At 68.9% G+C, this 24,177-nt stretch carries 22 protein-coding genes and 1 pseudogene; 14 read left to right on the top strand and 9 right to left on the bottom strand.

The features are described from left to right. The first annotated feature begins 6 nt into the window (after positions 1–6). From INP57_RS22310 to mftE, 5 genes are read left to right on the top strand one after another with little or no spacing between them, the layout of a single operon-like run. A complete protein-coding gene (locus INP57_RS22310) occupies positions 7–303 on the top strand; it encodes a ferredoxin family protein (RefSeq protein ID WP_200072261.1) in 297 nt (98 codons plus the stop codon). A 6-nt stretch (positions 304–309) separates the two neighbouring features. Then, the gene (locus tag INP57_RS22305) at positions 310–1,173 is read left to right on the top strand and encodes a mycofactocin-associated electron transfer flavoprotein beta subunit (protein WP_200072260.1); all 864 of its coding nucleotides are present in this window, start codon (positions 310–312) and stop codon (positions 1,171–1,173) included. Beyond that, complete coding sequence (locus tag INP57_RS22300; RefSeq protein WP_200072259.1) at positions 1,166–1,954, top strand: mycofactocin-coupled SDR family oxidoreductase; 789 nt, start codon at positions 1,166–1,168, stop codon at positions 1,952–1,954. The genes INP57_RS22305 and INP57_RS22300 overlap by 8 nt, the downstream gene beginning before the upstream one ends. Further along, positions 1,951–3,312, top strand: a complete 1,362-nt coding sequence (mftF, locus tag INP57_RS22295) for a mycofactocin biosynthesis glycosyltransferase MftF (RefSeq protein ID WP_233628063.1) — start codon at positions 1,951–1,953, stop codon at positions 3,310–3,312. Before INP57_RS22300 ends, mftF begins: the two co-directional genes overlap by 4 nt. After that, positions 3,309–3,998 (top strand): mycofactocin biosynthesis peptidyl-dipeptidase MftE, encoded by a 690-nt coding sequence (mftE, locus tag INP57_RS22290; RefSeq protein ID WP_200072258.1) that lies wholly within the window; start codon positions 3,309–3,311, stop codon positions 3,996–3,998. Before mftF ends, mftE begins: the two co-directional genes overlap by 4 nt. Before the next feature lie 42 nt (positions 3,999–4,040). On the opposite strand, the gene INP57_RS22285 is transcribed toward mftE, so the two are convergent. Both INP57_RS22285 and INP57_RS22280 read right to left on the bottom strand, forming a co-directional pair. Next, on the bottom strand, positions 4,041–4,826 hold the full coding sequence (locus tag INP57_RS22285) for an NAD(P)-binding domain-containing protein (protein WP_200072257.1): 786 nt from the start codon (positions 4,824–4,826) through the stop codon (positions 4,041–4,043). Positions 4,827–4,959: 133 nt separating this feature from the next. After that, positions 4,960–6,993, bottom strand: coding sequence for a CocE/NonD family hydrolase (locus INP57_RS22280; RefSeq protein ID WP_200072256.1), 2,034 nt, complete (start codon positions 6,991–6,993; stop codon positions 4,960–4,962). Between the two features lie 107 nt (positions 6,994–7,100). Here INP57_RS22280 and INP57_RS22275 point away from each other — a divergent pair, with 107 nt between their 5' ends. Continuing rightward, positions 7,101–8,408, top strand: a complete 1,308-nt coding sequence (locus INP57_RS22275; protein WP_233628062.1) for an ATP-grasp domain-containing protein — start codon at positions 7,101–7,103, stop codon at positions 8,406–8,408. An 18-nt stretch (positions 8,409–8,426) separates the two neighbouring features. Here INP57_RS22275 and INP57_RS22270 read toward each other — a convergent pair whose 3' ends face one another. Continuing rightward, positions 8,427–9,782, bottom strand: a complete 1,356-nt coding sequence (locus tag INP57_RS22270) for a pyridoxal phosphate-dependent decarboxylase family protein (protein WP_200072255.1) — start codon at positions 9,780–9,782, stop codon at positions 8,427–8,429. Positions 9,783–10,225: 443 nt separating this feature from the next. On the opposite strand from INP57_RS22270, the gene INP57_RS22265 reads away from it, so the two are divergent. From INP57_RS22265 to INP57_RS22255, 3 genes are all read left to right on the top strand, one after another. Next, entirely contained in the window at positions 10,226–10,378 is a 153-nt protein-coding gene (locus INP57_RS22265) for a hypothetical protein (RefSeq protein ID WP_200072254.1), read from the top strand. Positions 10,379–10,461: 83 nt separating this feature from the next. Then, positions 10,462–12,324, top strand: coding sequence for an ABC transporter ATP-binding protein (locus tag INP57_RS22260; RefSeq protein ID WP_200072253.1), 1,863 nt, complete (start codon positions 10,462–10,464; stop codon positions 12,322–12,324). A 23-nt stretch (positions 12,325–12,347) separates the two neighbouring features. After that, positions 12,348–13,571, top strand: coding sequence for an FAD-dependent monooxygenase (locus tag INP57_RS22255; protein ID WP_200072252.1), 1,224 nt, complete (start codon positions 12,348–12,350; stop codon positions 13,569–13,571). 139 nt (positions 13,572–13,710) lie between these two features. Here the strand turns inward: INP57_RS22255 and INP57_RS22250 are convergent, their stop codons facing one another. Next, positions 13,711–14,502: an acetoin reductase gene (locus INP57_RS22250; protein ID WP_200072251.1), complete on the bottom strand. Its 792-nt coding sequence runs from the start codon at positions 14,500–14,502 to the stop codon at positions 13,711–13,713. 182 nt (positions 14,503–14,684) lie between these two features. Between INP57_RS22250 and INP57_RS22245 the strand changes: the two genes are divergently transcribed. Further along, the gene (locus INP57_RS22245; RefSeq protein ID WP_200072250.1) at positions 14,685–15,695 is read left to right on the top strand and encodes a CobW family GTP-binding protein; all 1,011 of its coding nucleotides are present in this window, start codon (positions 14,685–14,687) and stop codon (positions 15,693–15,695) included. 143 nt (positions 15,696–15,838) lie between these two features. On the opposite strand, the gene INP57_RS22240 is transcribed toward INP57_RS22245, so the two are convergent. From INP57_RS22240 to INP57_RS22220, 5 genes are all read right to left on the bottom strand, one after another. Further along, complete coding sequence (locus INP57_RS22240) at positions 15,839–16,600, bottom strand: MBL fold metallo-hydrolase (protein WP_200072249.1); 762 nt, start codon at positions 16,598–16,600, stop codon at positions 15,839–15,841. 101 nt (positions 16,601–16,701) lie between these two features. Further along, the gene (catC, locus tag INP57_RS22235) at positions 16,702–16,986 is read right to left on the bottom strand and encodes a muconolactone Delta-isomerase (RefSeq protein WP_200072248.1); all 285 of its coding nucleotides are present in this window, start codon (positions 16,984–16,986) and stop codon (positions 16,702–16,704) included. Positions 16,987–17,080: 94 nt separating this feature from the next. Then, positions 17,081–17,917, bottom strand: a complete 837-nt coding sequence (catA, locus tag INP57_RS22230) for a catechol 1,2-dioxygenase (protein ID WP_200072247.1) — start codon at positions 17,915–17,917, stop codon at positions 17,081–17,083. A 128-nt stretch (positions 17,918–18,045) separates the two neighbouring features. After that, positions 18,046–19,146 carry a mandelate racemase/muconate lactonizing enzyme family protein gene (locus INP57_RS22225; RefSeq protein WP_200072246.1) on the bottom strand — a complete coding sequence of 367 codons (1,101 nt, stop codon included), beginning with the start codon at positions 19,144–19,146 and terminating at the stop codon, positions 18,046–18,048. A gap of 127 nt (positions 19,147–19,273) precedes the next feature. Then, positions 19,274–20,176 carry a LysR substrate-binding domain-containing protein gene (locus INP57_RS22220; protein WP_200072245.1) on the bottom strand — a complete coding sequence of 301 codons (903 nt, stop codon included), beginning with the start codon at positions 20,174–20,176 and terminating at the stop codon, positions 19,274–19,276. Between the two features lie 217 nt (positions 20,177–20,393). On the opposite strand from INP57_RS22220, the gene benA reads away from it, so the two are divergent. The 4 genes and pseudogenes from benA to INP57_RS30565 all read left to right on the top strand — a co-directional run bounded on the left by benA (position 20,394) and on the right by INP57_RS30565 (position 24,102). Then, on the top strand, positions 20,394–21,758 hold the full coding sequence (benA, locus tag INP57_RS22215; protein WP_200072244.1) for a benzoate 1,2-dioxygenase large subunit: 1,365 nt from the start codon (positions 20,394–20,396) through the stop codon (positions 21,756–21,758). A gap of 14 nt (positions 21,759–21,772) precedes the next feature. Beyond that, positions 21,773–22,282 carry a benzoate 1,2-dioxygenase small subunit gene (benB, locus tag INP57_RS22210; protein WP_200072243.1) on the top strand — a complete coding sequence of 170 codons (510 nt, stop codon included), beginning with the start codon at positions 21,773–21,775 and terminating at the stop codon, positions 22,280–22,282. A 19-nt stretch (positions 22,283–22,301) separates the two neighbouring features. After that, positions 22,302–23,315 carry a benzoate 1,2-dioxygenase electron transfer component BenC gene (benC, locus tag INP57_RS29760; RefSeq protein WP_233628061.1) on the top strand — a complete coding sequence of 338 codons (1,014 nt, stop codon included), beginning with the start codon at positions 22,302–22,304 and terminating at the stop codon, positions 23,313–23,315. Beyond that, positions 23,312–24,102, top strand: a pseudogene (locus INP57_RS30565) (1,6-dihydroxycyclohexa-2,4-diene-1-carboxylate dehydrogenase). Before benC ends, INP57_RS30565 begins: the two are co-directional and overlap by 4 nt. Positions 24,103–24,177: the final 75 nt, after the last annotated feature.

Genomic DNA, 24,177 nt, shown 5'->3' with positions numbered 1-24,177 from the left:
ACGGCGATGACCGAACGCTACCGCGACGTCTCGTTCGAGGAACGCATGTCGCATGTGGACTTCCGCGTGTCCGAGCAGCCGCACATCGTGGTCGACACCGACGTGTGCCGCTCCTGCACGACGCGCGCCTGCGTGCACGCCTGCCCGGCGAACCTGTTCGTACCGACCGACGACGGCGGAATCCTGTTCAACTACGAGCAGTGCTTCGAGTGCGGAACCTGCTACCAGGTGTGCGACGAAAGCGGCGCGATCTCGTGGGAGTACCCGTCCGGCGGCTACGGCGTCGCGTTCCGGAAGGGGTGAGCGCGAGTGCTGATCGTGGTCGCGATGCGCTGCACCGACGCGCACGCCTCGGTGCGGCCGCTGTCCGGTGAGGTGCACGCCGACCCGCGAATGGCCGGCCCGAGCCCGGCGGATCATGCCGCGCTGGAGTCGGGTCTGCGGCTCGCGGAACGCACCGGCGGGCGGTGCGTCGTGGTGACGCAGGCACCGGTAGCGGCCGAGGATGTGCTGCGGGAAGCCTTGTCCTGCGGGGCGAACGAGGTGCTTCGAGTGGACTCCGGCGCGGAACCGGACGAGCGGGCCGCCGATTCCGGTGCGGGCACGGCGAAATCGCTCGCCGGAGCCATCCGTGCGCGGTTCGGCGTTCCGGACGTGCTGCTGACCGGCGACCACTCGATCGACCGCGGAACCGGTGCCACACCGGCGTTTCTGGCGTCGGAAATGAGGTGTGCGCAAGCCCTCGGACTGGTGTCGCTGGAGACCACCGGCACCGACGAAGGCGGCAGGCTCCGGGGCGTCCGCAGGCTCGACCGCGGTCGGCGGGAACGGCTCGCCATACCGCTCCCCGCGGTGTGTTCGGTCGAACCGGCGGGCGTCCGGTTGCGCACGGCGACGCTGCCCGCCACGCTGGCGGCTCGATCCGCCGAGATCCCGGTGCATCAAGTAGCAGCGGAACCTGCAGCGCTACGGGTTCGAGCGGCATCGGGCTACCGTCCGCGCGCCAAGGAGCTCCCGCCACCTGCCGGGAGCGAAGCGCGGCAACGAGTCCTCGAACTCACCGGCGCGCACGAACAACGCGAACCTCCACGGATCGTGACCACCGACGATCCGGCCGAAGCGGCCGAGGAACTGGTTTCTTTCCTGCGAGACAAAGGATACTTGGATGGGTGAGCCGAGGGTCGCGCTGGTCACCGGCGCCGCACGCGGGATCGGCGCCGCGGTGGTGCGCAGACTCGCGGGCAGCGGCTGGCGGGTCGTCGCCCTCGATCGCTGCGCCGACGACCCGCGCGTGGACTATCCACTCGGGACTCCCGAGCAATTGAGCGCACTTGCAGCCGAATTCCAAGGGTCCGTGGTGGACGTGGCGGCCGACGTGCAGGACCCGGACGCGCTGCGTCGAGCGGTCGAGCTGGCTGAGCAGCGGTTCGGTGGACTCGACGCGGCGGTCGGTGCCGCGGCGTTGATGGCGGGCGGTCGACCGTTCTGGGAGGCCGGGGAACGCGAATGGGACGCGTTGTTCTCGGTCGGCGTGGACGGATCGGCCAACTTGGCGAAAGCGGCCGTACCCGCGCTGCTGCGGCGGCCCGAGCCGCGGACCGGACGGTTCGTCGCACTCGCCTCGGCCGCCGCGCATCAAGGATTGTGGCGCCTGACCTCGTACAACGCTGCCAAGCACGCGGTCGTCGGGCTGGTGCGCGGACTGGCCACGGATCTGCGCGGTACCGGAGTGTGCGCCACCGCGGTCTCCCCCGGTTCGACCCGCACCGACATGCTGGATGCGAGCGCGGGGCTCTACGACCTGTCCGATGTGGATGAGTTCGCCGGGCACCAACTCACCGAGCGCATACTGGAACCCGACGAAGTGGCCGCCGTGGTGGCGTTCCTGTGCTCGCCGGACTCCTCCGCGATCACCGGAACAGTCGTGCACGCGGACGGCGGATTCACGGCATGAGCACCGACCTGCCCGCAGGAACGCGGCTGGTCCCGGACCCGTCGTTGCGGCGCCTCGGCGACGGACGCGTGCTGCTGGGCGGTTCTCCGCTGCGGCTGCTCCGGCTCGGCGCGGCCGGGTCCCGGCTGGTGAACCGCTGGCTCTCGGGCGAGCCGGTCGAGCCCGGCGCGGCGAGCGAGCTGGCGCGACGGTTGCTCGAATCCGGGCTGGTGCACCCGGAGCCCGCCCGCAAGATCTGGACCGAGGACGACATCACGCTCGTCGTCCCGGTCAAAGATGATCGAGCCGGGCTGCGCCTCGCACTCCGAGCCGCAACGGACATTCCGAACCGGATCGTGGTCGACGACGGATCCACCTCGCCGGTTCCCGATTCCACCGTTCGCCACGAACACCCGCGCGGCCCCGCCGCCGCTCGCAACACCGGCTGGCGACGCGCGGAAACCGAACTCGTCGCGTTCGTCGACGCCGACGCAGAACCCGTCGCCGGGTGGCTCGACCCCGTCCTGCGCGAGTTCACCGATCCCGCCGTGCTGGCGGTCGCCCCGCGGATCACGAGCGTGGCGGAGGATTCTCCGCTCGGCCGGTACGAATCGGACAGGTCCAGTTTGGACATGGGCGTACGCCGTGCCCTGGTCCGGCCGATGAGCAGGGTCAGCTACGTGCCCAGCGCAGCACTCGTGGTCCGCCGCAGCGCACTGGCCGGCCTCGGCGGCTTTCGCGAGTCGCTGCGGTACGGCGAGGACGTCGACCTGGTGTGGCGGCTGCTGGAATCCGGTGGTGCCGTGCGCTACGAGCCCGGTTCCGTCGTTCGGCATCGGACGAGACCCGGCTGGCGGTCCTGGTTGCGGCAGCGCTACCAGTACGGCACCTCGGCCGCACCGCTGTCCCGCCACCACCACGGGAAACTCAGCTGCGCCAGGATGTCCGCGTGGAGCGCGGCGTCGTGGGCGCTGATCGCTTCCGGACGACCGCGGATCGGTCTCGGGGTCGCAGCGGTCAGCGCCGCACTGCTGCCGCGCAAGCTCCGCGCCCGCGGCGTGCCCGACGCGGAATCCCTGCGGCTGGCCGCTTTCGGCCACCTCGGTGCGGGAAGGCTGCTCGCCGAGGCCCTGCGACGCGCGTGGTGGCCGTTGTTGCTGCCCGCTGCGCTGTGCAGCGGCAAGGCCCGAACAGTGCTGCTCGCGGCGTTCCTGCCGTGCTTGGTGGAGGCGTGCCGCGCGGAGCACGGCGGATTCTCGTGGTTCGCCCTGCGAGTGCTCGACGACCTGGCTTACTCCGCAGGAGTTTGGGTCGGCTGCGCGCGGGAACGCACGATCGCTCCGCTGCTGCCGCAGTTCACCGAAGGCTCGCTGCGGTGAGCCGCGAACTCGCGGGCCACCGCTGGCCCGAACTCACCGACCGAACCCTGCTGGCGATTCCGCTGGGTGCCACCGAACAACACGGTCCGCACCTTCCACTCTGGACCGACACCGCGATCGCGACGGAACTCTGCAACCGGCTGGCGGCGGAGCACGACAACCTCGTGATCGGTCCCGCGATCCCCTACGGCGCCAGCGGCGAGCACGCAGCCTTCCCCGGCACGCTCTCCATCGGACACGACGCCCTCCGCCTGCTGCTGGTCGAACTCGTGCGATCGGCCGACCATTTCGCAGGGGTGGTCGTGGTCAACGGCCACGGCGGCAACCTGCCCGCACTGCGCTCGGCAGAAGAACTCCTGCACTGCGAGGGACGCAGTGTCCTGACCTGGTCGCCGACCGGCCGCGCGGACGACAGCCACGCCGGGCACGCCGAAACGTCGGTGATGCTCGCGCTGCACCCCCAACACGTCCACTTCGGACAGGCTTCCCGCGGCAACACGACCGCCCTACCCGACCTGATGCCACGACTGCGCGAAGGCGGAGTCCGGGCCGTCAGCGCGAACGGCGTGCTCGGCGACCCCACCACCGCCACCGCCGGTGCAGGGCAGCGCATCCTCCGGCAGTGGACGGACGCCCTGACCAGCGCCGTGCGCCGATGGGAAGAGCCCGCAGGCGACGACCGCTAGCAATGCTGCGATGCGCCGGCGACGACCCGAATCGCGCAGGCTTCAGCCGCGAAGACGGGAGAGGATGTGGTCGAGGCCGCGGCGAACGGCGCTGGGCATCCCCTCGCTTCGGAGCTCGGTCATGAGCTGCTCATTGTTGCCACCGGGGGTGCTGTGCTTGCCGGTCATCGTCGCCAGTGCGTTCTCGTGCTGCCCCAAGGAACGCCCCAGCTCGGCGAAGATGTGCGTGGTGTAGCCGGTCGCGGTGTCGTGGTCCACTCCCTGATCGGCCAGCCAGTCGGCGATGGTCGCGAGGTAATCGAGGTGCGCGGCGAATGTCGCGGTCGCCGCGCTGAAAGCGTCCAAGGTCCGCTCGTCCCCGGCGACCAGGACGCCGCCCACCTGCTCGTACAGATCGCGCGCGACGGCGTTGTCCGGATGGATCGTGGTCAGGCTCCGGCCGTGGGCCGCCTGCGGGAGCGGAATGGTCCGAACTGGACTCTCCGCTGGTGCGACCCACATGCGCAACTGCTGCAGCCGCAGCCCTGCGACGGCGCTCAGCACCACGTGCTCGGCGCGAAACGACAACTCCTCCAAGACGTCCTGCGCCGCCGCCAGCGGCACGGCGAGCACGATCGACGTAGCGCGGTCGAGAACGTCCTGATTGCTCTGGCAGACGTGCACGTTCGGGAACCGCGCGGCGAGTTCGCCCGCGACCGCGCGGCCGCGCGGCGAGAGGAAGACCGCGGGAGGCTCGGCGTCCTGGGCCTGCAGACCTTCGACGACAGCGGCGGTGATCTCACCTGCGCCGATGAATCCATACGCGGTGGAGCTCGACGACTGCGACATGGCTCGCTCCCTGGTCGGTCCCGTCATCGGACGGGCGAACCGGCCGGATCATCCGGCCGGCGAACCGCGCCGCCGACTCCGCACCATGCCGACCTTGCACCACGGAACGCGATCCCGCCCGCGCGCCTTTCCGCTAAACGCAATTGCGCGGAATGGTCCGCTGCCAGTTGCGGGAGAACACGCGCTCACCGCGCTCGTACGCGTCGAGCTCGGCGTGCACGTGGAAGTTCTCCTCGTCGCAGGTGAGCGCCGTGCGGGTCGTCGTGCTGGCGTCCCAGCCGTCCCGGCGGAACCCGATGTGCCACTCGGTTTCGCCGCGCGGCGAGGTGAAGTCGTCGCCGACCCAGCTGAACCGCTCCCAGGAACCTTTCGTCAGCTCCAGGTCGATGTCCTCGAACCGCACCACGCCCTGATCACCGACGACCTCCAGCGCCGACTGGTAGTCGACCAGGTCGCGGCTGACCTGCCAGCGCTCCTTGCCGGGCCGCAATCGGGTGCGCGGCGGTGGCGGCGTCCCCTCCGGCTCCTGAAAGGGCGAGCGGCCGCCGGAACCGGACTCACCGGCGGGGTCAGGCGGCCGGACCGGCAGGGTGAGGCAACTGTCCGCGTTGTGCACGACCAGGTTCACCGGCTCCGGCGGCGGCCAGGCCAGCGGCCAGTACGAAGTGGACAACGACAGCCGAATCCGGTGCCCCGGCGGGAAAGCCTGCGCGCAAGCGTTCAGCGGAACGCGCACGGTGAACGGCTCGCCCACCGGCAACGGCCGCGGCCGGTCGTGCCCGTCGCGGTGGGTCAGGTTCAACAGCCCGTAGGTCACGCGGGTGGCGCGCCCGTCCGGGAACACGTCGGACAGGCGGGCGGCGACCATCGCCACCGGCCGATCCACCTCCACCCGCAGGTCCACATAGGGCGCACCCAGGATCTCGTAGCGCTCGTCGAGCACATCGGTGTCGAACACCATCGACCCGCCGTCCTCTTCGCGCTGGTCGTAGGGCAGGTCCGGCGGCGCGTTGTAGGAGCACCACTTGCCTGCGTACTGGCCCACCGACAGCGGCGACTCCACGCGCAGCGTGCCCTCCGGCGGTTGCTCGCCGGGACCGCCGATCCGGTTGATGCCCAGGGGGAACTCGGTGGTGCGAATTCGCGGCGACGGCCAGCTCGGCTCACCGACCCAGCGTCCCGGCCGCTGCTCGTAGGCCGTGGACGGCGGAACGCTGTCCTGCATCCAGGTGTGCACCATCGGCCCGTCCATCACGTCGTTGTCCGCGCCCTTGAGCCAGCGGTCCCACCAGCGAACGAGTTCCTGCAGGAACCCGATGGCCGGGCCGGGCTGCCCCAGGTGCGGGTACTTGTGCGACCAGGGCCCGACCAGTCCCTTGCGCGGCGAGCTCAGGTTCTCCATCAACCGGAACACCGAGTTCGAGTAGCCGTCGGCCCAGCCGGACACGGCCAGCACCGCGCACTCGACGTCGGAGTAGTCCTCGCAGATCGAACCGTGCCGCCAGTAGCCGTCCCGGGTCTGGTGCCGCAACCACTCGTCCAGCCACAACCCGCTGCCTTCCAGCCGTTGCAGCCACATCGACCGCCACTGCTCCCCCACCAGCTGCGGATCCGGCGGGCAGGAGTTGTAGGCGAACATCGTCGAGGCCCAGGACAGGTTGTCGCCGAGCAGGCAACCGCCCATGTAGTGCACGTCGTCGGCGTAGCGGTCGTCGGTGGAGCACACCGTGGCGATCGCCTTGAGCTGCGGCGGGCGGCGCGCGGCCAGTTGCAGCGCGTTGAACCCGCCCCAGGAGATGCCCATCATGCCCGCGTAGCCGTCGCACCAGGGCTGCTCGGCCAGCCACGCCAGCACGTCCTCGCCGTCGCGCAGTTCCTGCTCGAGGTACTCGTCGGTGAGCACGCCCTCGGATTCACCGCTGCCGCGCAGGTCGACACGCACTGCGGCGTAACCGTGCCCGGCGAGGTACGGGTGGTGGATCGCGTCGCGTGGCGCGGTGAAGTCCCGCTTGCGGTAGGGGATGAACTCCAGCACCGCCGGAACCGGATGCTGCTCGGAGTCCTCCGGCCGCCAGATCCGGGCGGCGAGCGTGGTGCCGTCGGGCAGCGGCACCGGCACGTGCTCGTCCTCGGTGACTTTGTGCGGGAGGTCGGTCACCGTGCGCATGGCCCTCCTGTCCGGTCGGTTTCTGCACGGCGCTACCCGGTGGCCGAGTGCGCGAAACGCGGTTGGGAAGCCGCGCAGCTGGCAACCCCCGTTGACGGAGAAACCCGTTGGAAGGAGTCGCCATCTCCACCGAGACGACCCCGAAGAACGTGTTCGTGCTGGGCTTGGACGAGCTGAACCTGCAGAGCCTGCACGAACTCCCGCACCTGTCCCGCTACCGGTTCCACCCGCTGCTGCGGGTCGACGACCTGGTGAATCCGACGGATCTGGACCTGCCGGAGCTGCTGGAGCGGGCGCAGCGGGAACTGGAGTCCTTCGACGGCCGGATCGACGCGATCATGGGGTACTGGGACTTCCCGGTGAGTTCGATGGTGCCGATCCTGGCCCACCGGTTCGGATTGCCGTCGCCGCCGCTCGAATCGGTGCTCAAGTGCGAGCACAAGTACTGGTGCAGGCTGGAGCAGCAGCAGCTCATCGACGAGCACCCCGGGTTCGGACTGGTCGACCTCGCCGAACACGACCCGCGCCCGCCGGAGGGGCTGCGGATGCCCATGTGGCTCAAGCCGGTCAAGTCGTTCTCGTCGGACCTCGCCTACAAGGTCCACGACGAACGCGAATTCGCCGAGGCCGCGCAGGCGATCCGGGACGGCATCGGCCACATCGGCAAGGCTTTCGACGACGTGCTGGGCCTGGCGGACCTGCCGAAGGAGATCGCCGACATCGGCGGACAGGCGTGCCTGGCCGAGGAAGCCGTAGGCGGGCAGCAGGTGACCGTGGAGGGCTACAGCACCTCGGAGGGTGCGCACGTCTACGGCGTCATCGACTCCCACAACTACGACGGGACTTCGAGCTTCCTGCGCTACCAGTACCCGTCGAAGCTGCCGGAGCAGGTGCAGGACAAGCTGGTCCGGGTCAGCGAGCGGCTGGTCGACGGTCTGGGCCTCAAGCCGAGCACGTTCAACATCGAGTACTTCCGCGATCCGGAGACCGACGAGCTCAACGTCCTGGAGGTCAACCCGCGGCTGTCGCAGTCGCACGACTGGTTGTTCGAGTGCGTGGACGGGGTGCCGAACCACCTGTGCATGACCCAGCTCGCGCTGGGCGAGCAGCCCGGACTTCCGCGCGGCGAAGGCGAATTCCGGATCGCGGGCAAGTGGTTCCTGCGCCGGTTCGCCGACGGGCTGGTGCGCCGGGTGCCCAGCGCGCAGGACATCGAGCGGATCTCCGCGGAGGTACCCGGGACGCAGGCGATCGACGTGGTGCCGCGGGTCGGCGACCGCCTTTCCGACCTGCCGGGGCAGGACAGCTACAGCTACGAGCTGGCGAGCGTGTTCATCGGCGCCGACGACCAGCAGCAGCTCGAGCAGCGCTACCAGCAGGTCGTGGACGCGCTGCCGTTCGAGTTCGACGAGTGAGGGATTTTCCCCGCGGAGTCAGGAAAGCAGCCGTTCGAGGACGCTGTGGTTGTGCTCGACCCAGTCCTCGTGCTCGGGTTTCATCAGCACGCTGCGCAGGATTCGCGCGCGCGGCACGTCGGGATGCACGGTGTGGCCGCGGGCGGTGCAATCCTCGGCGGTGACCTCCAGGACCGCGAGATGCAGCTGTTCCTGCGGAGGCGCCTGCATTCCGCCCGTCATGGCCCGCTCCGCCAACTTGTCCACTTCGGACATCGTTGCCGCGTTCGGCAGCAGGCCGACGATGTCGAGCTCGGGTTGTTGGTAGGCCGACAGCACCGCGGAGTCCGCGAGCAGTTCGGACCAGCGCAACGCTGCGCGCCTGCTCGCGCGCAGCACCTGGCCGAGTCCGTCCGGAGTGGGCGGCAGCACCTGGAAGGTCAGCCACAGCGCGGCGGCTGCGGCGCCGGATTTGGAGCACTCCAAGGATATTTCGCCCAAGTGCGGCTCGTCGGTGGTGAAGTAGGTGTAGGGCGAATCGTGCCGGTAGAACCGGGCCACCTCGGGGTCGGCGAACAGGACCGCGCCGCAGCCGTACGGTTGCAGGCCGTGCTTGTGCGGGTCCACCACGACCGAATCGCAGTCGGCGATCGCGCGGAACGGGGCGGCTGAGACCCCTGCCGAGGAGTCGTCGGCGATCAGCGCGAAGAACCCACCATAGGCCGCGTCCACGTGCACCCGGAATTCGTGTTTTTCGCGCAGAGCAAGGACTTCGTCGATCGGATCGACCGCGCCGAGCGCCGTCGACCCGGCGGTGACCACGACCGTACCGATGTCCTGTTCGGACATGAGGGCGTCCAGCGCGGGCACCTCGAGCCTTCCGGCCGCATCCACCGGAACCTGCACGGCAGGCACCCCGAGCAGCCGGCACATCCGGGAATGCGTGTAGTGCGCCTCGGAGCTGAACGCCACGGCTCTTCCGGGACGCGTCTCCCGCGCCACGAACAACGCCTCCAGATTGGCGATCGTTCCGCTGGATGTCAGGTGGCCCAACGCATTCGGCATTCCGAACATCGCTCCGAGCAGGCCGGTCGCCTCCTGCTCCATCCGTGACGTCGCCGGGCCTCCGTCCAGCGCGTGATTGTTCGGATTGATCCGCATCGCGGCGAGATAGCCGACCATCGCCGCCGGGTGCGGCGGCTTCAACATCTGTCCCTGATACCGCGGGTGGTGGAACGGGTAGCTCTCGCGCAACCGTTCGACCAGATCCCCGAAAGCGGCCGCGAACTCCGCGTCCGCGACCGAAGTGGACGGATGTTCGCCGAATCCGCCGAACCCGGCCTGCCAGCGCTCCACCTCGTCCCAGGCGCGTGCCGTCCACCGCCGCAGATCCATCACCGCTCCCGTCTGATCGGCTCGTCGCCGCCGAGCATAACCACGCTGCGCGTGCACCGGAGATTTTCCCCGCGATCACGGCGAATCAGGGCCGATAGTCCTCTGGGCACGCCCGTCGCGGTGCGGTCTACTCGTTGTGGGTCGGGTCGCTCCAGCCCACACGGGGGCACCCGGCCCGGAACAGAACACCGGAGGAACGCGGGGCCGAGTCACGCGGGGGCGCGCTCGGGACGGTTCTCCAAGCCACCGGGACCGGCCCGGGAGCGCGGAGGCGGGCCTCGGCCGGTGCGGAGCACTTCCTCGCGACCACGGGGAAAAGCGGGGTCAGCCCGTCACTGGGGGCGTTGCACGTTTCCGGTGCCGCGGGGATCCGACACCGCACCGGGTTCCGCGGAAAGACGTTCTTTCTCCGGAAAATCAGCAATGCAGAAAGGTGCATCGCGATGAGCAATGTGAAGAGCGTATTCGTCTACATCAACAACCGCCGCCGGCACGGCAACGGCTGGGGCTGGGGCAACGGCTGGGGCTGGGGCAACGGCTGGGGCCACGGCTGGGGCTGGGGCGGCCACGGCTGGGGCGGCTGGGGCTGGAAGTAGCCGGCCTCTCAACCCAAGTCATTTCCGGGTGGCGCCCGCGTCGTTCGGCGCGGGCGCCATCCCCCGTCCGCTGGAGGTAGCACGTGCGTGGACCCGTTCGGTGGTTGCTCGCTCCACCGTCCACAGAAGAAGCCGGTCTGGTGGAGACCGCACCGTCGATGGGGATTCGTGAGGTCTTCCGGAGGTTCTGGCCCGACGCCAAGCCCTTTCGCGGCTGGATGCTGCTGAGCCTGGGGCTGGTGCTGGTTTCGCCGCTGCTGGACGCAGCGGCGATTTGGATGTTCAAAGTCCTCATCGACAACGTGCTCACACCGCGCGACTTCAGCCTCTTCCCCATCATCGCGGCGGCCTACGCGGCGCTGACGATCGTGGTCGGCGCGGTCGGTTTCGGCGAGAGCTACCTGACGGTGTGGATCGGTGAGCACTTCCTGAACCGATTGCGGATCCGGGTGTTCACCCATCTGCACACGCTGTCGGTCGACTTCTTCGACCGCCGCCGGATCGGCGACACGCTGAGCAGGCTGACCACCGACATCACCTCCATCGAGAGCCTGGTGCTGTCCGGGATCACCCAGACCGCAGCCTCGCTGATCAAGATCGTGCTGTTCGCCGGAGTGCTGTTCTACCTGAACTGGCACCTGGCGGTGGTGGCGCTGGTGGTCGCCCCGCTGTTCCTGTGGATCGCGCGGTTCTTCGCCAACCGCATCCGGTCCGCGTCCCGGGAAGTCGCCGGGCGCACCGGCTCTATCAGCACGGTCGCCGAGGAAAGCCTCGGCAACGCCCCGCTGATCCAGGCGTACGGCAGGCAGGACGCGGAAGTGGGCCGGTTCGCCCGGCAGAGCCGCTCCAGCCTGTCCGCGGAACTGTCCGCGGCCCGGATCGGCGGCATGTTCGAGCCGCTGGTGGACCTGCTCGAAGTCGTGGCGATCATGTCCATCGTCGGGGTCGGCATCTACGAGATGTCCACCGGCGCGATCACCCTCGGCGGGCTGCTGGCGTTCCTGGTCTACCTGCAGCAGATGTACAGCCCCGTCAGCAACCTCGGCCAGCTGTCCAATGTGGTCTACGGCGCGGCCGCCAGCGCCGAACGCATCCTGGAGCTGTTCGACCAGCGCCCGCACGTGCCGGTGCCCGCGCGCCCGCACGAGCTCAAGCGGGTCCGCGGAAACCTCGACATCGACCGGGTCGGATTCCACTACCCGGACACCGCCGACGAAGTGCTCACCGACGTCAGCGTCAGCGCGGCCCCCGGCGAGCGGGTCGCGATCGTCGGCGCCAGCGGTGCGGGCAAGTCCACGCTGACCAAGCTGCTGCTGCGGTTCTACGACCCGGACCGGGGCCACATCCGGCTGGACGGCACCGACCTGCGCGAGGTCGACCCGAAGCAGCTGCGCGAGCAGATGGCCATCGTGCTGCAGGAGACGCTGCTGCTGGACGGCACGATCGGGGAGAACATCCTGGCCGGGCGGCCCGGCGCCACGCACCAATCCTTGGTGAGCGCCGCCCGCGCGGCCGACGCGCACGAGTTCATCGAGGCACTGCCCGACGGCTACGACACCCGGGTCGGCCAGCGCGGCCGGTTGCTGTCCGGTGGCCAGCGCCAGCGCATCGCGATCGCGCGGGCGATGATCCGGGACGCGCCGATCCTGCTGCTCGACGAGCCGACCGCGAGCCTCGACGCGGACGCCTCGCAACGCATCCTCGCGCCGTTGAACCGGCTGATGGCCGGGCGCACCACGATCGTCATCTCGCACAACCTGCTCACGGTCACCGACGCGGACAAGATCCTGTACCTGGACCACGGGCGGGTCACCGGCCTCGGCACGCATTCCGAGCTGCTGGAACGCAACGACGGCTACGCGCACCTGTACCACCTGCACCACCCGTCGACGGAGGTGGTGCACGGGGCGTCCGTGCAGCACAACGGCGGCACGAGCGCGCACTGAGGAACATCGACCTGGAGGTGCCCATGAAGATCACGTGTGTCGGAGCCGGCCCCGCCGGGTTGTACTTCGCGATTTCCGCGAAGCTGCGCGACGCAGGACACGAGATCACCATCATCGAGCGCGACCCGCCCGGCGCCACCTACGGCTGGGGCGTCGTGTTTTGGGACAACCTGCTGGACGCGCTGTACTCCAACGACGCGGAGAGCGCCGAGCAGATCCGCGGCGCCTCCACGTTGTGGCAGGAGCAGCAACTCGTGCTCAACGGCTCGGACATCGGATACATGGGCGGCTACGGGTGGAGCGTCAACCGCGCGACGCTGCTGGACGTGCTCGCCGAACGCGCCACCGACCTCGGCGTCGACATCCAGTACCGCCGGGAGGTGGCCGACCTCGACGAGTTCGCCGACAGCGACCTGATCATCGGCTGCGACGGCGCGAACAGCAAGGTCCGGTCGCTGCACGAGCAGGAGTTCGGGACGCAGGTCGACACCGGGCGCAATCCCTACATCTGGCTCGGCACGGACAAGGTCTTCGACCGCTTCACCTTCGCGTTCGAGCAGACCTCGGCGGGCTGGATCTGGTTCCACGCCTACCCGTCCAGCGCGGGCGTGAGCACCTGCATCGTGGAGACCACCGAACCGACCTGGCGCGCGCTGGGGTTCGACTCGATGGAGGGCGAGGATTCGACCCGGCTGCTGGAGAAGGTCTTCGAGGGGCCGCTGGACGGACACTCGCTGGTCAGCAGCTCGCGCGGGAAGCCGGCGAGCTGGCAGCGGTTCATCCAGGTGCTCAACCGGACGTGGCGGCACGAGAACGTGATGCTGCTCGGCGACGCCGCGCACACCACGCACTTCACCATCGGGTCCGGCACCCGGCTGGCCATCATGGACGGGCTCATGCTGGCGCAGAAGCTGCACGAACACGATTACCTGGACACCGGCATGCGCGATTTCGACCACCAGGGCCGCAACGTGCTGCGGACCATGCAAGCCGCCGGGCGCACCAGCATGGCGTGGTTCGAGCAGGTCGAGCGGTACCTGGACCGCAGCGCCGCGGACGTGGCGTTCGCGATGGCCTGCCGGCACGGTTACCAGCCCGCGTGGCAGTACCAGATGCACCGGGCGGCGCAAGTTCCGCTGGTGCGGCGGGGACTGCGCTACATGGAGAGCGGGCAGCGCTGGTACCTCGCCCGCAGGCGCGGGGAGTCGCTGCGGACCCGCCCGCAGCGCGTGATGCCGCAGAAGTGAGTCCGGTTGCCCGCCGGGTCGCCTCCGGGCGGCCCGGTGCGGCGCCGTCGACGATCGGGGCGCGCACCGGCAGCAGCGGTTCCGCGTTCGGCAATCCTGCGGTGGGGCACCCCGCGACGAGCGCCCCACCGCCGATGGATCAGGAGAACTGGACGCCGCCGTCGATCATCACCGACTGCCCGGTCATGTAGTCGGAGTCCGGGGAAGCCAGGTAGGACACGAACTTCGCCACGTCCTCCGGCACCGAGACCCGGCCGAGCTGGATCATCTCGGAGTACTTCTCGATCGCCTGGCCCTTGCGCAGGCCCTCGTTCTCGGCGAGCTTCTCGTCGATGTGGTCCCACATCGCGGTGCCGACGATGCCGGGGCAGTAGGCGTTCACGGTGATGCCGTGCTGGGACCACTCCATCGCCGCGGCCTGGGTCAGCCCGCGCACCGCCCACTTCGACGCCGAGTACGGCCCGAGCAGCGGGAACGGCCGGTAGCCCACGATCGAACACGCTCCGATGATCTTGCCGCCGGTGCCCTGCTCGATCATCCGCCGGGCCGCGGCGTTGTAGCACAGGTGCACGCCGCGCAGGTTGATCGACATCAGCTGGTCGAACTCCTCGGGGGTGACTTCGAGCAGCGGCTTCACGTGCGCGATGCCCGCGTTGGCCACCATCACGTCGAGCTTGCCGAGCTGCTCGCCGACCTGGCCGACCATCGAGTCCACCTCGGCGGGCTGGGACACGTCGGCGGTGACGGTCGCGGTGCGGCTGCCGGTCGCTTCGATCTCGGCGGCGAGGTCCTTGAGCGCGCCCGCCTTCGACGCGACGTCGTTGATCGCGACGTCCAGTCCGTCCGCGGCCAAGCGCAGCGCGATCGCCCGGCCGATCCCCTGCCCCGCGCCGGTGACCAGTGCGACCCGCGGCTGTGCCTGTGCAGTCATGAGAACGTCCTTCCGTGCTGTGTCCCGGCTCACTCCGGGCGAGCAACCAGCATGCTGCACGGATACCTCCTTCCGGACCAAGACGCGTTGTCACATGCTGAAAACCTCGCCCTCGCCGAAGATCACCCGCCTGGTCTGGTTGAATTCCGGCAGGGCCGGGCGGTGCAACGGAAGGGGGCCGAGTGGCATCCGGCAGGACACCGGTCGTGCTCGTCGCGGGCTTCCTCGGATCCGGCAAGACGACGCTGCTCAACCACCTGCTCGCGACCGCGGGCGGTACCCGGATCGGCGTGGTGGTCAACGACTTCGGCAGCATCAACATCGATGCGATGAGCGTGGCGGGCCAGGTCGACTCGATGGTCTCGCTGAGCAACGGGTGCCTGTGCTGCGCGGTCGACTCCAGCGGACTCGACGCCATGCTTTCCAAGCTGGCGCAGGCCGACGTCGATGTGATCGTGGTGGAAAGCAGCGGGTTGGCCGACCCGCGGGAGCTGATCCGGATGCTGCTGGGCAGCGCGGAACCGGGCATTTCCTACGGCGGGCTGGTCGAGGTCGTCGACGCCGCCGAGTTCGACGCGACCCGCGCCCGGCACCCGGAGTTCGCCCAGCACCTGCAGTACGCGGACGTGGTGGTGCTGAACAAGACCGACCGGGTCGCCGAACTCGGCGAGCTGCGGGCGAGCTTGGCCGAGTACGCACCCGGCACCCCGGTGCTGGAGACCTCGCAGGGCCGGGTGGACCCGGACTTCCTCTTCGACCGTGCGCAGCGCCCGGTGCGCGACGACATCCCGCGACAACTGTCCTTTTCGGACATCGTGGAGCACGACGACTGCCACGAGCACGCGCATTCCGCCTACCAGAGCGTGGAATTCAGCTCGGAGCAGCCGATGGATCCACGTGCGCTGGCGGCCTTTCTGGACGACCTGCCCGCCGGGCTCTACCGGATCAAAGGCGCCGTCCACTTCGGAATCCCCGGCTACCGCGAACGGTTCGTCCTGCACGCGGTCGGCAACTACGTGCGATTCCTGCGCACACCGTGGTCCGCAGGTGAACCGCGTAGGACCAGTCTGGTGCTGATCGGAACGGGCATCGACGAGGCGGCGCTGCACGACGGGCTCGCCGAATGCCGCACCGGTGCACCGGAAGAAGCCGACGAGTACGCGATGCTCCCGGTGCTGCGCTTCACCGCCTAGGCCATCATCTCGCGTTCGTGTTCAGCACCGTGCGCGGTGGACTCGCGACTAGGAATGTCGTGCTCGCCGACGCCGGCGCCCACTGCGCTCGCGCCGGCACGAGTCCGCACCGGACGCACATCGCCGATGTCGGTCCACAGTGGTCAGCCGAGGTGCCGTGCGGCGTTCTCCCTGGCCTTGCCGAGGGCTTTGCCGAGCGGTTCGTTCCACATCGGACCGTGCCCGGGCAGTATCACGTCGGCTTCGAGCTCCTCCAGCGAATCCAGCGCCTGCCACGCGCGCGCCCGGTCGTGGTGGAACATCGGCAGCAGCATCTGCGGTCCCCGCACCCCGGACGTGCCGTGCCCGGTGATCAGCGCATCGCCGCTGATCAGCACGCCGTTGTGCGGCAGGTGGAAGGCCGAATGACCGGAGGTGTGCCCGTGCGTGGACACCGGCACCGGCCGCCCCGGCAGGTCCAGCGCGCCCTGGCGCGGGAACGGTTCGGCCGTGGGCACCGCGCACGGCTTCAACGCTCCCGCACCGAGCACGTGCGCCGCCCACGGCAGCACCCGCGGTCGCCAGGCGTTGGCGAGGATGTCCTTCGGCGTGGCCTGCTGGAGGTACTCCCGGCGCACGTGGCCCACCTCGACCGGGTCCGCGTGCACGGGTATGCCGTACTTCCGGCTCAACCACGGCAACGAACCGATGTGGTCCACGTGCGCGTGCGTGACCAGCACCGCCTCCACATCGCGCATCCGGTGGCCGACCTCGTGCACGGACGCCTCCACGGCGTCCGCGTCCCGCGGATAGCCGCCGTCGATCAGCGTCACCGAGTCGTCCTCGACGAGGATGACCCAGTTGGTCTGGCTGCCGGTGACCAGGTAGGTACCCGCCGCGGCCTGCACGACGCGGCTTGCGTTCATGACCATCCCTCCCGGACATGATCATGCCGCATCCGTCCAGCACCCGGCACGACGCCACGCGCTCCCACAGTGGATTCAGCGCGGCGGGACGGTCCCGGGAGTCAGCGCGCGTTGATGTCCGAAGGGTGCTGCGCCAGCGGCGTGACGCGAATCGTCATGTACGGGAACAGCGGCAGGCCCGAGATCAGCTCGTGCAGCTTGTCGTTGTTCTCGACGTCCAAAATGCTCAGGTTCGAGTACTGCCCGGCGCAGCGCCAGATGTGCGGCCAGTACCCGTCCCGCTGCAGCTGCTGCGAGTACGCCTTCTCCCTGGCCAGGATGTCGGCCTTGACCTCAGGGTCCATGTCCGGAGGCAGCTGCACGTCCATGTTCACCGCGAACAGCACCGGGGTGCTCCTCTCCTGTCTCAACTGGAGCGAACGGACCGTTTGACCAATCTAGCCGGACGAACAGGCCGTTCACTCGGAAAACTCGTCGGTTTCAGGCCGGGTCGAGGACGAAATCGTAGGTGACCTCGTTGCCGCTGGTGGCCGGGGTCGGGTGCAGTATCAGCTCCGGCTTGACCGCCTGGGCGATGTCGTTCTCCACGTACTCGCCGCCCTCGAAGTACAGCTGCGAGGTTATCAGCTGGTATCCCGGCGCGGAGACCTTCAGGTGCAGGTGCGCCGGGCGCCAGGCGTGCCAGCCCGCGGCGGCGATCAGCTTGCCGCACGCCCCGTCGGTCGGGATCTGGTACGGCGCCGGCTGGATGGTGCGGAACTTGAAGCCGCCGTCGTCGCCGGTGAGCACCGTGCCGCGCAGGTTCCACTCCGGAATTCCCGGCGCGTACTGCGAGTAGAGCCCGTGGTCGTCGGCGTGCCACATCTCCACCCGGGCGTCCTGCAGCGGGGTGCCGTCGACTGCGCTGACCCGGCCCTGGAACAGCAGCGGCGTGCCCGCCTCGTCGTCGCGCATCGGCAGCGTCGTCTCGGCCCGGAACTCCGGGGAGTCCGGCACGTAGTAGGGGCCTTCGATGCTGCCCTTGGTGCCTTCGCGGTTCTCGTTGGCGACCTCTTCGACGACGTGCTCGATCCACACGTCGAGGAACAGCGGCCACTCGCCGTCCTCGCCGACCCGGATCAGCCAGGACTTCAACGCGTCGTACTCGTCGTAGGTGACCTTGTGCTTGCGGATCACCTCGTGCACCGCGGTGATCACCTCGGTGGCGAGCTGATCGACCCGTTCCGGCGGGGTGTCGGCGGCGAGCTGCTTCTGGCGGAACTGCTCGGTGGCGGAGTTGCCGGATCCGGCGGCGGTGGGAGCGAGTTGTTCGGTCATTGCTGCGCACTCCTGCTTCATTGGTTGCAGTGCTCGGGTTCTCTGTTGGCCGCCGCCCATTGCTGCGCGGTAGCGCTCAGTCCTTGCCCAGCGCGGTAGCGCTCAGTCTTTGTCCAGCGTCGTAGCGCTCAGTCTTGGCGGTAGTGGGCCAGCTTGTCCGGATCGATCTGCACGCCGAGTCCGGGCCCGGACCGCACCGCCAAGGTGCCGTCCCGGATCTGCAGCGGCTCGGTGAGCAGGTCGTCGCTCATGTCCAGGAAGTTCGACAGCTCCCCGGCGCGGCGCGCGGTCGCCGCGAAGGCCGAGCCGAACACGACGCTGCACATCGTGCCGAGCTGGCCGTCGATCTGGTTGCCCAGCACCACCTCGGTGCCCAGCCCTTCGGCCTGCGCGAGTATCCGGTGCGAGGTGGTGAAACCGGTGCGCGCGGTCTTGATGCTCAGCGCGTTCGCCGAGCCCGCCAACAGTTCGCGGGTGACCTCACCGGGGTTCGTCGCGCTTTCGTCGGCCACGAACGGAACCGGGCAGCGCTGCACCAGCCAGCGCCTGCCGAGCACGTCGTCGGCCGGGCACAGCTCCTCGGCCAGCGTCAGGTCGAGGTCGTCCATCTCGCGCAGCGCCCGCGCGGATTCCGAGGCGCTCCAGCCCCGGTTGCCGTCCACGTACAGCTCGACGTCGGCGCCGAAGTGCTCGCGCAGCGCCCGGCAGGCCGCCACGTCCAGCGTGTAGGGGCGCCTGCCGACCTTGACCTTGAACGTGGTGATGCCGTAGTCGGAGCGGACCTGCTCGGCTTCGGCGACCATCTTCTCCGGCGGCGCGAAACCGATCATGTGCGAAACCCGCAGGTGGTCGGTGAACCCGCCGAGCAGTTCGGTCACCGGCAGGTCCAGGCAGCGGCCCAGCGCGTCCCACACGGCCATGTCGATCGCCGCTTTCGCGGCCGGATTGCCGACGGTGCGGTGCATCCGGGCGTGCATCACCTCGCGGTCGGTGAGCTTCAGGCCCACGAGCTCGGGGGCGAAGATCCGGTCCACCACCGCGATGATCGACTGCTGGGTCTCGCCGTAGGTGAACGGACGCGGTGGCGCCTCGGCCACGCCGGTGACTCCGGCGTCGGTGTGCACCCGCACCAGCACGTGTTCGGCGGCGTGCACCTCGCCGCTAGCGAAGCGCAACGGCTTGCGGTACGGGATGGCGTACGGAATCGCCTCAACTCCGGTGATCTTCACGGCGCTCCTCAAGGCATGTCTTTGAGCTCGTTTTGCGTAGGTGGTCGGGTTGCGTACGTGGCGAAAGCGGCTGACGCCGCTTGAGAAATGCAGAACACCAGGCCCACACAGGTTCCAAGACAGTCACTCATGAGTCGAACACGGAATGCTGGTCGAACACGGCGTGCTCGTCGAGCACGGACAGCAGGTTGCGCAGCAGCGGGGACTCGTCGCCGGTGCGCCAGGCCAGCGCCATGCGCACCGACTCCGGCTCACCCACCGGCACGAACGCGACGCCTTCCAGCGCGATCGAGCGCACCGACTCCGGCACGAGCGCGACGCCGAGCCCGGCGGCGACCAGCGCCAGCAGGATCGAGGTCTCGCCGACCTCGTGCTCGCGGTGCGGATAGAACCCGGCAGCCAGGCAGCTGCGCACCACCGCGTCGTTGACCACCGAGGAACCCGAGTACATGACGAAGTGCTCGGCGCGCAGGTCGCCGACTCCCACTACGGACTCGCCGGCCAGCCAGTGCTCCTGCGGCAGCGCGGCCACCAGCCGGTCGGTGGCAACGGTGCGGTGGCTGATGCCGTCCTCGCGGGTGGGCGGGCGCAGCAGGCCGATGTCGATGCTGGTGTCCAGCAGCGCAGCCTCCTGCGCGGGAGTGAGCATCTCGGAGTGGATCTCCAGCGCCACTCCGGGCAGTTCCCGCTTGATCAGCCCGGCCAGCTTCGGCAGCTGCCGGTAGGCCGCCGAACCGGTCAGCCCCACCCGCAGCAGCCCGTGGCTGCCGCCCGCGATGCGCCGCACCCGCCGCGCCGAATCGTCCAGCGAGCGCAGGATTCGCAGCGCATCGGTGTAGAGCGCCTGCCCGGCCTCGGTCAGATCGACCCGCCGGGTGGTGCGGGCGAACAGCTCAGCGCCGAGGTCGGCCTCGAGCTGCCGGATCGCCTGCGAGAGCGGCGGTTGCGCCATGTGCAGCCGCTGCGCCGCCTGGCCGAAGTGCCGGGTCTCGGCCACCGCGACGAAATAGCGCAGGAGGCGGATCTCCACCGGCGATCACCTCCGCTCCGCTGTGGCCCCGTTCACATGCCGAACCAGCGTAGGTCGGCGCATTGGGGCCGGACAAATACTTAATCCAGGTTGTTCGATATGCACCGCATATGGAAGGACACCTAGGTCAACCCTGGGAAAACACCTGGGGTGACGCAGGCCACGCGGTGCAACAGTGACCGCCACCGGCGAACACGAACCTCAGAGTGGAGGAATCATGTCCGCAGTTTCCGAACATGCCCGAGCCGTTCTGGACGACGCACTGGTCGAAGATCCGGAAAACGGCCTGCACCGCGCCCGCCGCAGCATCTTCACCGACGAAGAGATCTTCGAAATGGAGATGAAATACCTCTTCGAAGGAAACTGGATCTACCTGGCGCACGAGAGCCAGATCCCGAATCCGGGCGACTACTTCACCACCTACATCGGCCGCCAGCCGGTGGTGATCACCCGGGACAAGCAGGGCGAACTGAACTGCCTGATCAACGCGTGCAGCCATCGCGGCGCGATGCTCTGCCGCCGCAAGACGGACAACCGCACCACGCTGACCTGCCCGTTCCACGGCTGGACCTACCGCAACGACGGCAAGCTGCTCAAGGTCAAGGACCCGCGCGACGCCGGCTACCCGGAGCAGTTCAACACCGACGGCTCGCACGACCTGACCAAGGTGGCGCGGTTCGGCAACTACCGCGGTTTCCTGTTCGGCAGCCTGAACCCGGACGTGCTGGAGCTGACCGAGCACCTCGGCGAAGCCACCAAGATCATCGACATGATCGTGGACCAGTCCCCGGAGGGCCTGGAGGTGCTGCGCGGCGCGTCCAGCTACACCTACGACGGGAATTGGAAGGTGCAGGCCGAGAACGGCGCGGACGGCTACCACGTGTCGGCGACGCACTGGAACTACGCGGCCACCACCGCCCGGCGCACCAACGGCGAGTCGGCGAACGAGACCAAGAACATGGACGCGGGCACGTGGTCGAAGCAGAAGGGCGGCTTCTACTCCTTCGAGCACGGCCACCTGCTGCTGTGGACCGAGTGGGCCGATCCGTCGAACCGGTCGCTCAACGAGCGCCGCGACGAGCTGGTGGCCGAATTCGGCCAGGCCAAGGCCGATTGGATGATCGGCTATTCGCGGAACCTCTGCCTGTACCCGAACGTCTACCTGATGGACCAGTTCGGCTCGCAGATCCGCCACTTCCGGCCCATTTCGGTGGACAAGACCGAGGTGACGATCTACTGCATCGCACCGAAGGGCGAAAGCGCCGATGCGCGGGCGAACCGGATCCGCCAGTACGAGGACTTCTTCAACGCCTCCGGCATGGCCACCCCGGACGACCTGGAGGAGTTCCGCTCCTGCCAGAAGACCTACCTGGCCACCAATGCCCCGTGGAACGACATGAGCCGCGGCGCCACGCACGAACTCGAAGGCGCCGACGAGGACGCGGCCAAGCTCGGCATCAAACCGCTGGTCAGCGGTGTGCGCACGGAAGACGAGGGGCTCTACCGGGTGCAGCACGGCTATTGGCAGACCGCGCTGCAACGCGGCATGGCCGGCAAGTCGCCCGTGGACCGGGCCGAGTGAGGGAGGCCGCAGAGATGACCGCGATCGCCGAACAGACCAGCAAGCTGGAACGAATCCAGGCCTTCCTGTACCGCGAGGCCCGCTACCTCGACGACCGGGAATTCGAGAAGTGGCTGGAGTGCTACCACCCCGACGTCGAATTCTGGATGCCCGCCTGGGACGTCGACGACACGCTCACCACGGATCCGCAGACCGAGATCTCGCTGATCTACTACTCGAACCGCGGCGGACTGGAGGACCGGGTTTTCCGGATCCGCACCGACCGGTCGGCCGCCACCAGCATTCCGGAACCGCGCACCGGGCACAACATCAACAACGTCGAAGTGGTGGAGGACCGCGGCGACGAGGTGGACATCCGGTTCAACTGGTTCACCTTGTACTACCGGTACCAGAACGTCGACACCTATTTCGGCACGTCGTTCTACACCTTGGACATGTCCGGGGAAGAACCGCTGATCACCAGGAAGAAAGTGGTCCTGAAGAACGACTACATCCACCACGTGGTCGACATCTACCACATTTGATCTCCGGCAGGAGGCTGCCATGAATCATCAGGTCGCGTTGAGCTTCGAGGACGGGATCACCCGCTTCGTGACTTGCGCGCCGCACGAGACCGTCGCGGACGCCTCGTACAAGGCGCGGATCAACATCCCGCTGGATTGCCGCGACGGTGCGTGCGGGACGTGCAAGTCGTTCTGCGAGTCGGGTGACTACGACGGCGGCGACTACATCGAGGACGCCCTCACCGACGAGGAAGCCGAGCGGGGTTACCTGCTGGCGTGCCAGGCGATGCCGCGCAGCGACATGATCGTGCAGATCGCCGGCACCTCGGAGGCGGCGAAGACCGGCGCGGCCACGCACCAGGCCACCGTCACCGACGTGGTGCTGCACTCGGACAGCACGATCGGTTTCACCTTGGAGCTCGACGACCGGGATGCGCTGTCGTTCCTGCCGGGCCAGTACGTCAACGTCGCCGTGCCGGGCGCGGACTGCTCGCGGTCGTACTCGTTCTCGAACGGACCGGACGACAAGCAGGTCTCGTTCCTCGTCCGCTACACCGAGGGCGGCGCGATGTCGGAATACCTGAAGACGCGGGCGCGCGCGGGCGACCGCGTCGAGTTCACCGGCCCGATGGGCGGGTTCTTCCTGCGGGAGATCAACCGCAGAGCGCTGCTGCTGGCCGGCGGGACCGGTCTGGCGCCGCTGCTGGCGATGTTGGAGAAGCTGCGCGAGACCGGCCTGGAACATCCGGTGCACCTGGTCTACGGCGTGACCGCCGACCAGGACCTGGTGGAGGTGCAGCGGTTGCAGGACTACGCCGAGGCGCTGCCGCAGTTCACCTTCGAGACCTGCGTGGCCGAGGAGTCCAGCGAGCACCCGAACAAGGGCTACGTCACCAAGTTCGTCGGCCCGGAGCACCTCGCCGACGGCGACGTGGACGTCTACCTGTGCGGGCCGCCGCCGATGGTGGAGGCGGTGCGTTCGGACCTCGCCGGGCGCGGCGTCACCCCGGCGCACTTCCACTACGAGAAGTTCAACCCGGCGGGAGCGGCATGATGACGGCATTCCACGGCAGGTTCGGCGAGAAGGCCGCGGTGATCACGGGTGCCGTGCAGGGCATCGGCTGGACCGTGGCGCAGCGGATGGCGGCCGAGGGCGCCGCGGTGGTGCTGGTCGACCGCTCGGAGCTGGTGCACGAAAGCGCCGAGAAGCTGCGCGCGGACGGCAGGCGCGCGGACGGCGTGGTGGCCGATCTGGAGACGTTCGCCGGGGCCGAGGCCGCCGCGGCGAAGGCGGTCGAGCTGCACGGGCGGATCGACCTGCTGATCAACAACGTGGGCGGCACGATCTGGGCCAAGCCGTACGAGCACTACGAGCCCGATCAGATCGAAGCCGAGATCCGGCGTTCGCTCCTGCCGACGCTGTGGACCTGCCGGGCGGTGCTGCCGCAGCTGATCGAGCAGGGTTCCGGCAGATCGTGAACGTCTCCTCGGTCGCCACCCGCGGTGTGCACCGGGTGCCCTACTCGGCGGCGAAGGGCGGGATCAACGCGATCACGGCTTCGCTGGCGATGGAGACCGCTCAGCACGGCATCCGGGTCGTGGCCACCGCTCCTGGCGGCACCGAGGCACCGCCGCGCAAGGTGCCGCGCGGACCCGGCCCGGACGGCGCTCGGGAACAGGGCTGGTACCAGCAGGTCGTGGACCAGACCGTGGATTCTTCGCTGCTGAAGCGCTACGGCACGCTCGACGAGCAGGCCGCCGCGGTGCTGTTCCTGGCTTCCGACGAGGCGTCCTACCTGACCGGCACGGTGCTGCCGGTCGCCGGTGGTGACTTGGGATGAGGCGGTGCGGCGGGTCGCAGCGGTGTTTTCCCGCCAAGGCGGCGAAAACCGCACGGCCGGTCCGGTCGCGCCGTT

Source organism: Saccharopolyspora galaxeae (genome assembly GCF_016526145.1).
Classification (GTDB): Bacteria; Actinomycetota; Actinomycetes; order Mycobacteriales; family Pseudonocardiaceae; genus Saccharopolyspora_C; species Saccharopolyspora_C galaxeae.
Note: the sequence above shows the minus strand (reverse complement) of the source record. Positions and strands in the feature narration are given on the sequence as shown.

Bases quoted from the DNA above. Each gene is read 5' to 3' on its own strand.
- benB (WP_200072243.1), top strand. From the start codon at position 21,773: ATGACCGCGATCGCCGAACAGACCAGCAAGCTGGAACGAATCCAGGCC.
- INP57_RS22265 (WP_200072254.1), top strand. From the start codon at position 10,226: ATGAGCAATGTGAAGAGCGTATTCGTCTACATCAACAACCGCCGCCGG.
- INP57_RS22285 (WP_200072257.1), bottom strand. From the start codon at position 4,826: ATGTCGCAGTCGTCGAGCTCCACCGCGTATGGATTCATCGGCGCAGGT.
- benC (WP_233628061.1), top strand. From the start codon at position 22,302: ATGAATCATCAGGTCGCGTTGAGCTTCGAGGACGGGATCACCCGCTTC.
- benA (WP_200072244.1), top strand. From the start codon at position 20,394: ATGTCCGCAGTTTCCGAACATGCCCGAGCCGTTCTGGACGACGCACTG.
- catA (WP_200072247.1), bottom strand. From the start codon at position 17,917: ATGACCGAACAACTCGCTCCCACCGCCGCCGGATCCGGCAACTCCGCC.
- INP57_RS22300 (WP_200072259.1), top strand. From the start codon at position 1,166: ATGGGTGAGCCGAGGGTCGCGCTGGTCACCGGCGCCGCACGCGGGATC.
- mftF (WP_233628063.1), top strand. From the start codon at position 1,951: ATGAGCACCGACCTGCCCGCAGGAACGCGGCTGGTCCCGGACCCGTCG.
- INP57_RS22255 (WP_200072252.1), top strand. From the start codon at position 12,348: ATGAAGATCACGTGTGTCGGAGCCGGCCCCGCCGGGTTGTACTTCGCG.
- INP57_RS22310 (WP_200072261.1), top strand. From the start codon at position 7: ATGACCGAACGCTACCGCGACGTCTCGTTCGAGGAACGCATGTCGCAT.
- INP57_RS22270 (WP_200072255.1), bottom strand. From the start codon at position 9,782: ATGGATCTGCGGCGGTGGACGGCACGCGCCTGGGACGAGGTGGAGCGC.
- INP57_RS22250 (WP_200072251.1), bottom strand. From the start codon at position 14,502: ATGACTGCACAGGCACAGCCGCGGGTCGCACTGGTCACCGGCGCGGGG.
- INP57_RS22280 (WP_200072256.1), bottom strand. From the start codon at position 6,993: ATGCGCACGGTGACCGACCTCCCGCACAAAGTCACCGAGGACGAGCAC.
- INP57_RS22240 (WP_200072249.1), bottom strand. From the start codon at position 16,600: ATGAACGCAAGCCGCGTCGTGCAGGCCGCGGCGGGTACCTACCTGGTC.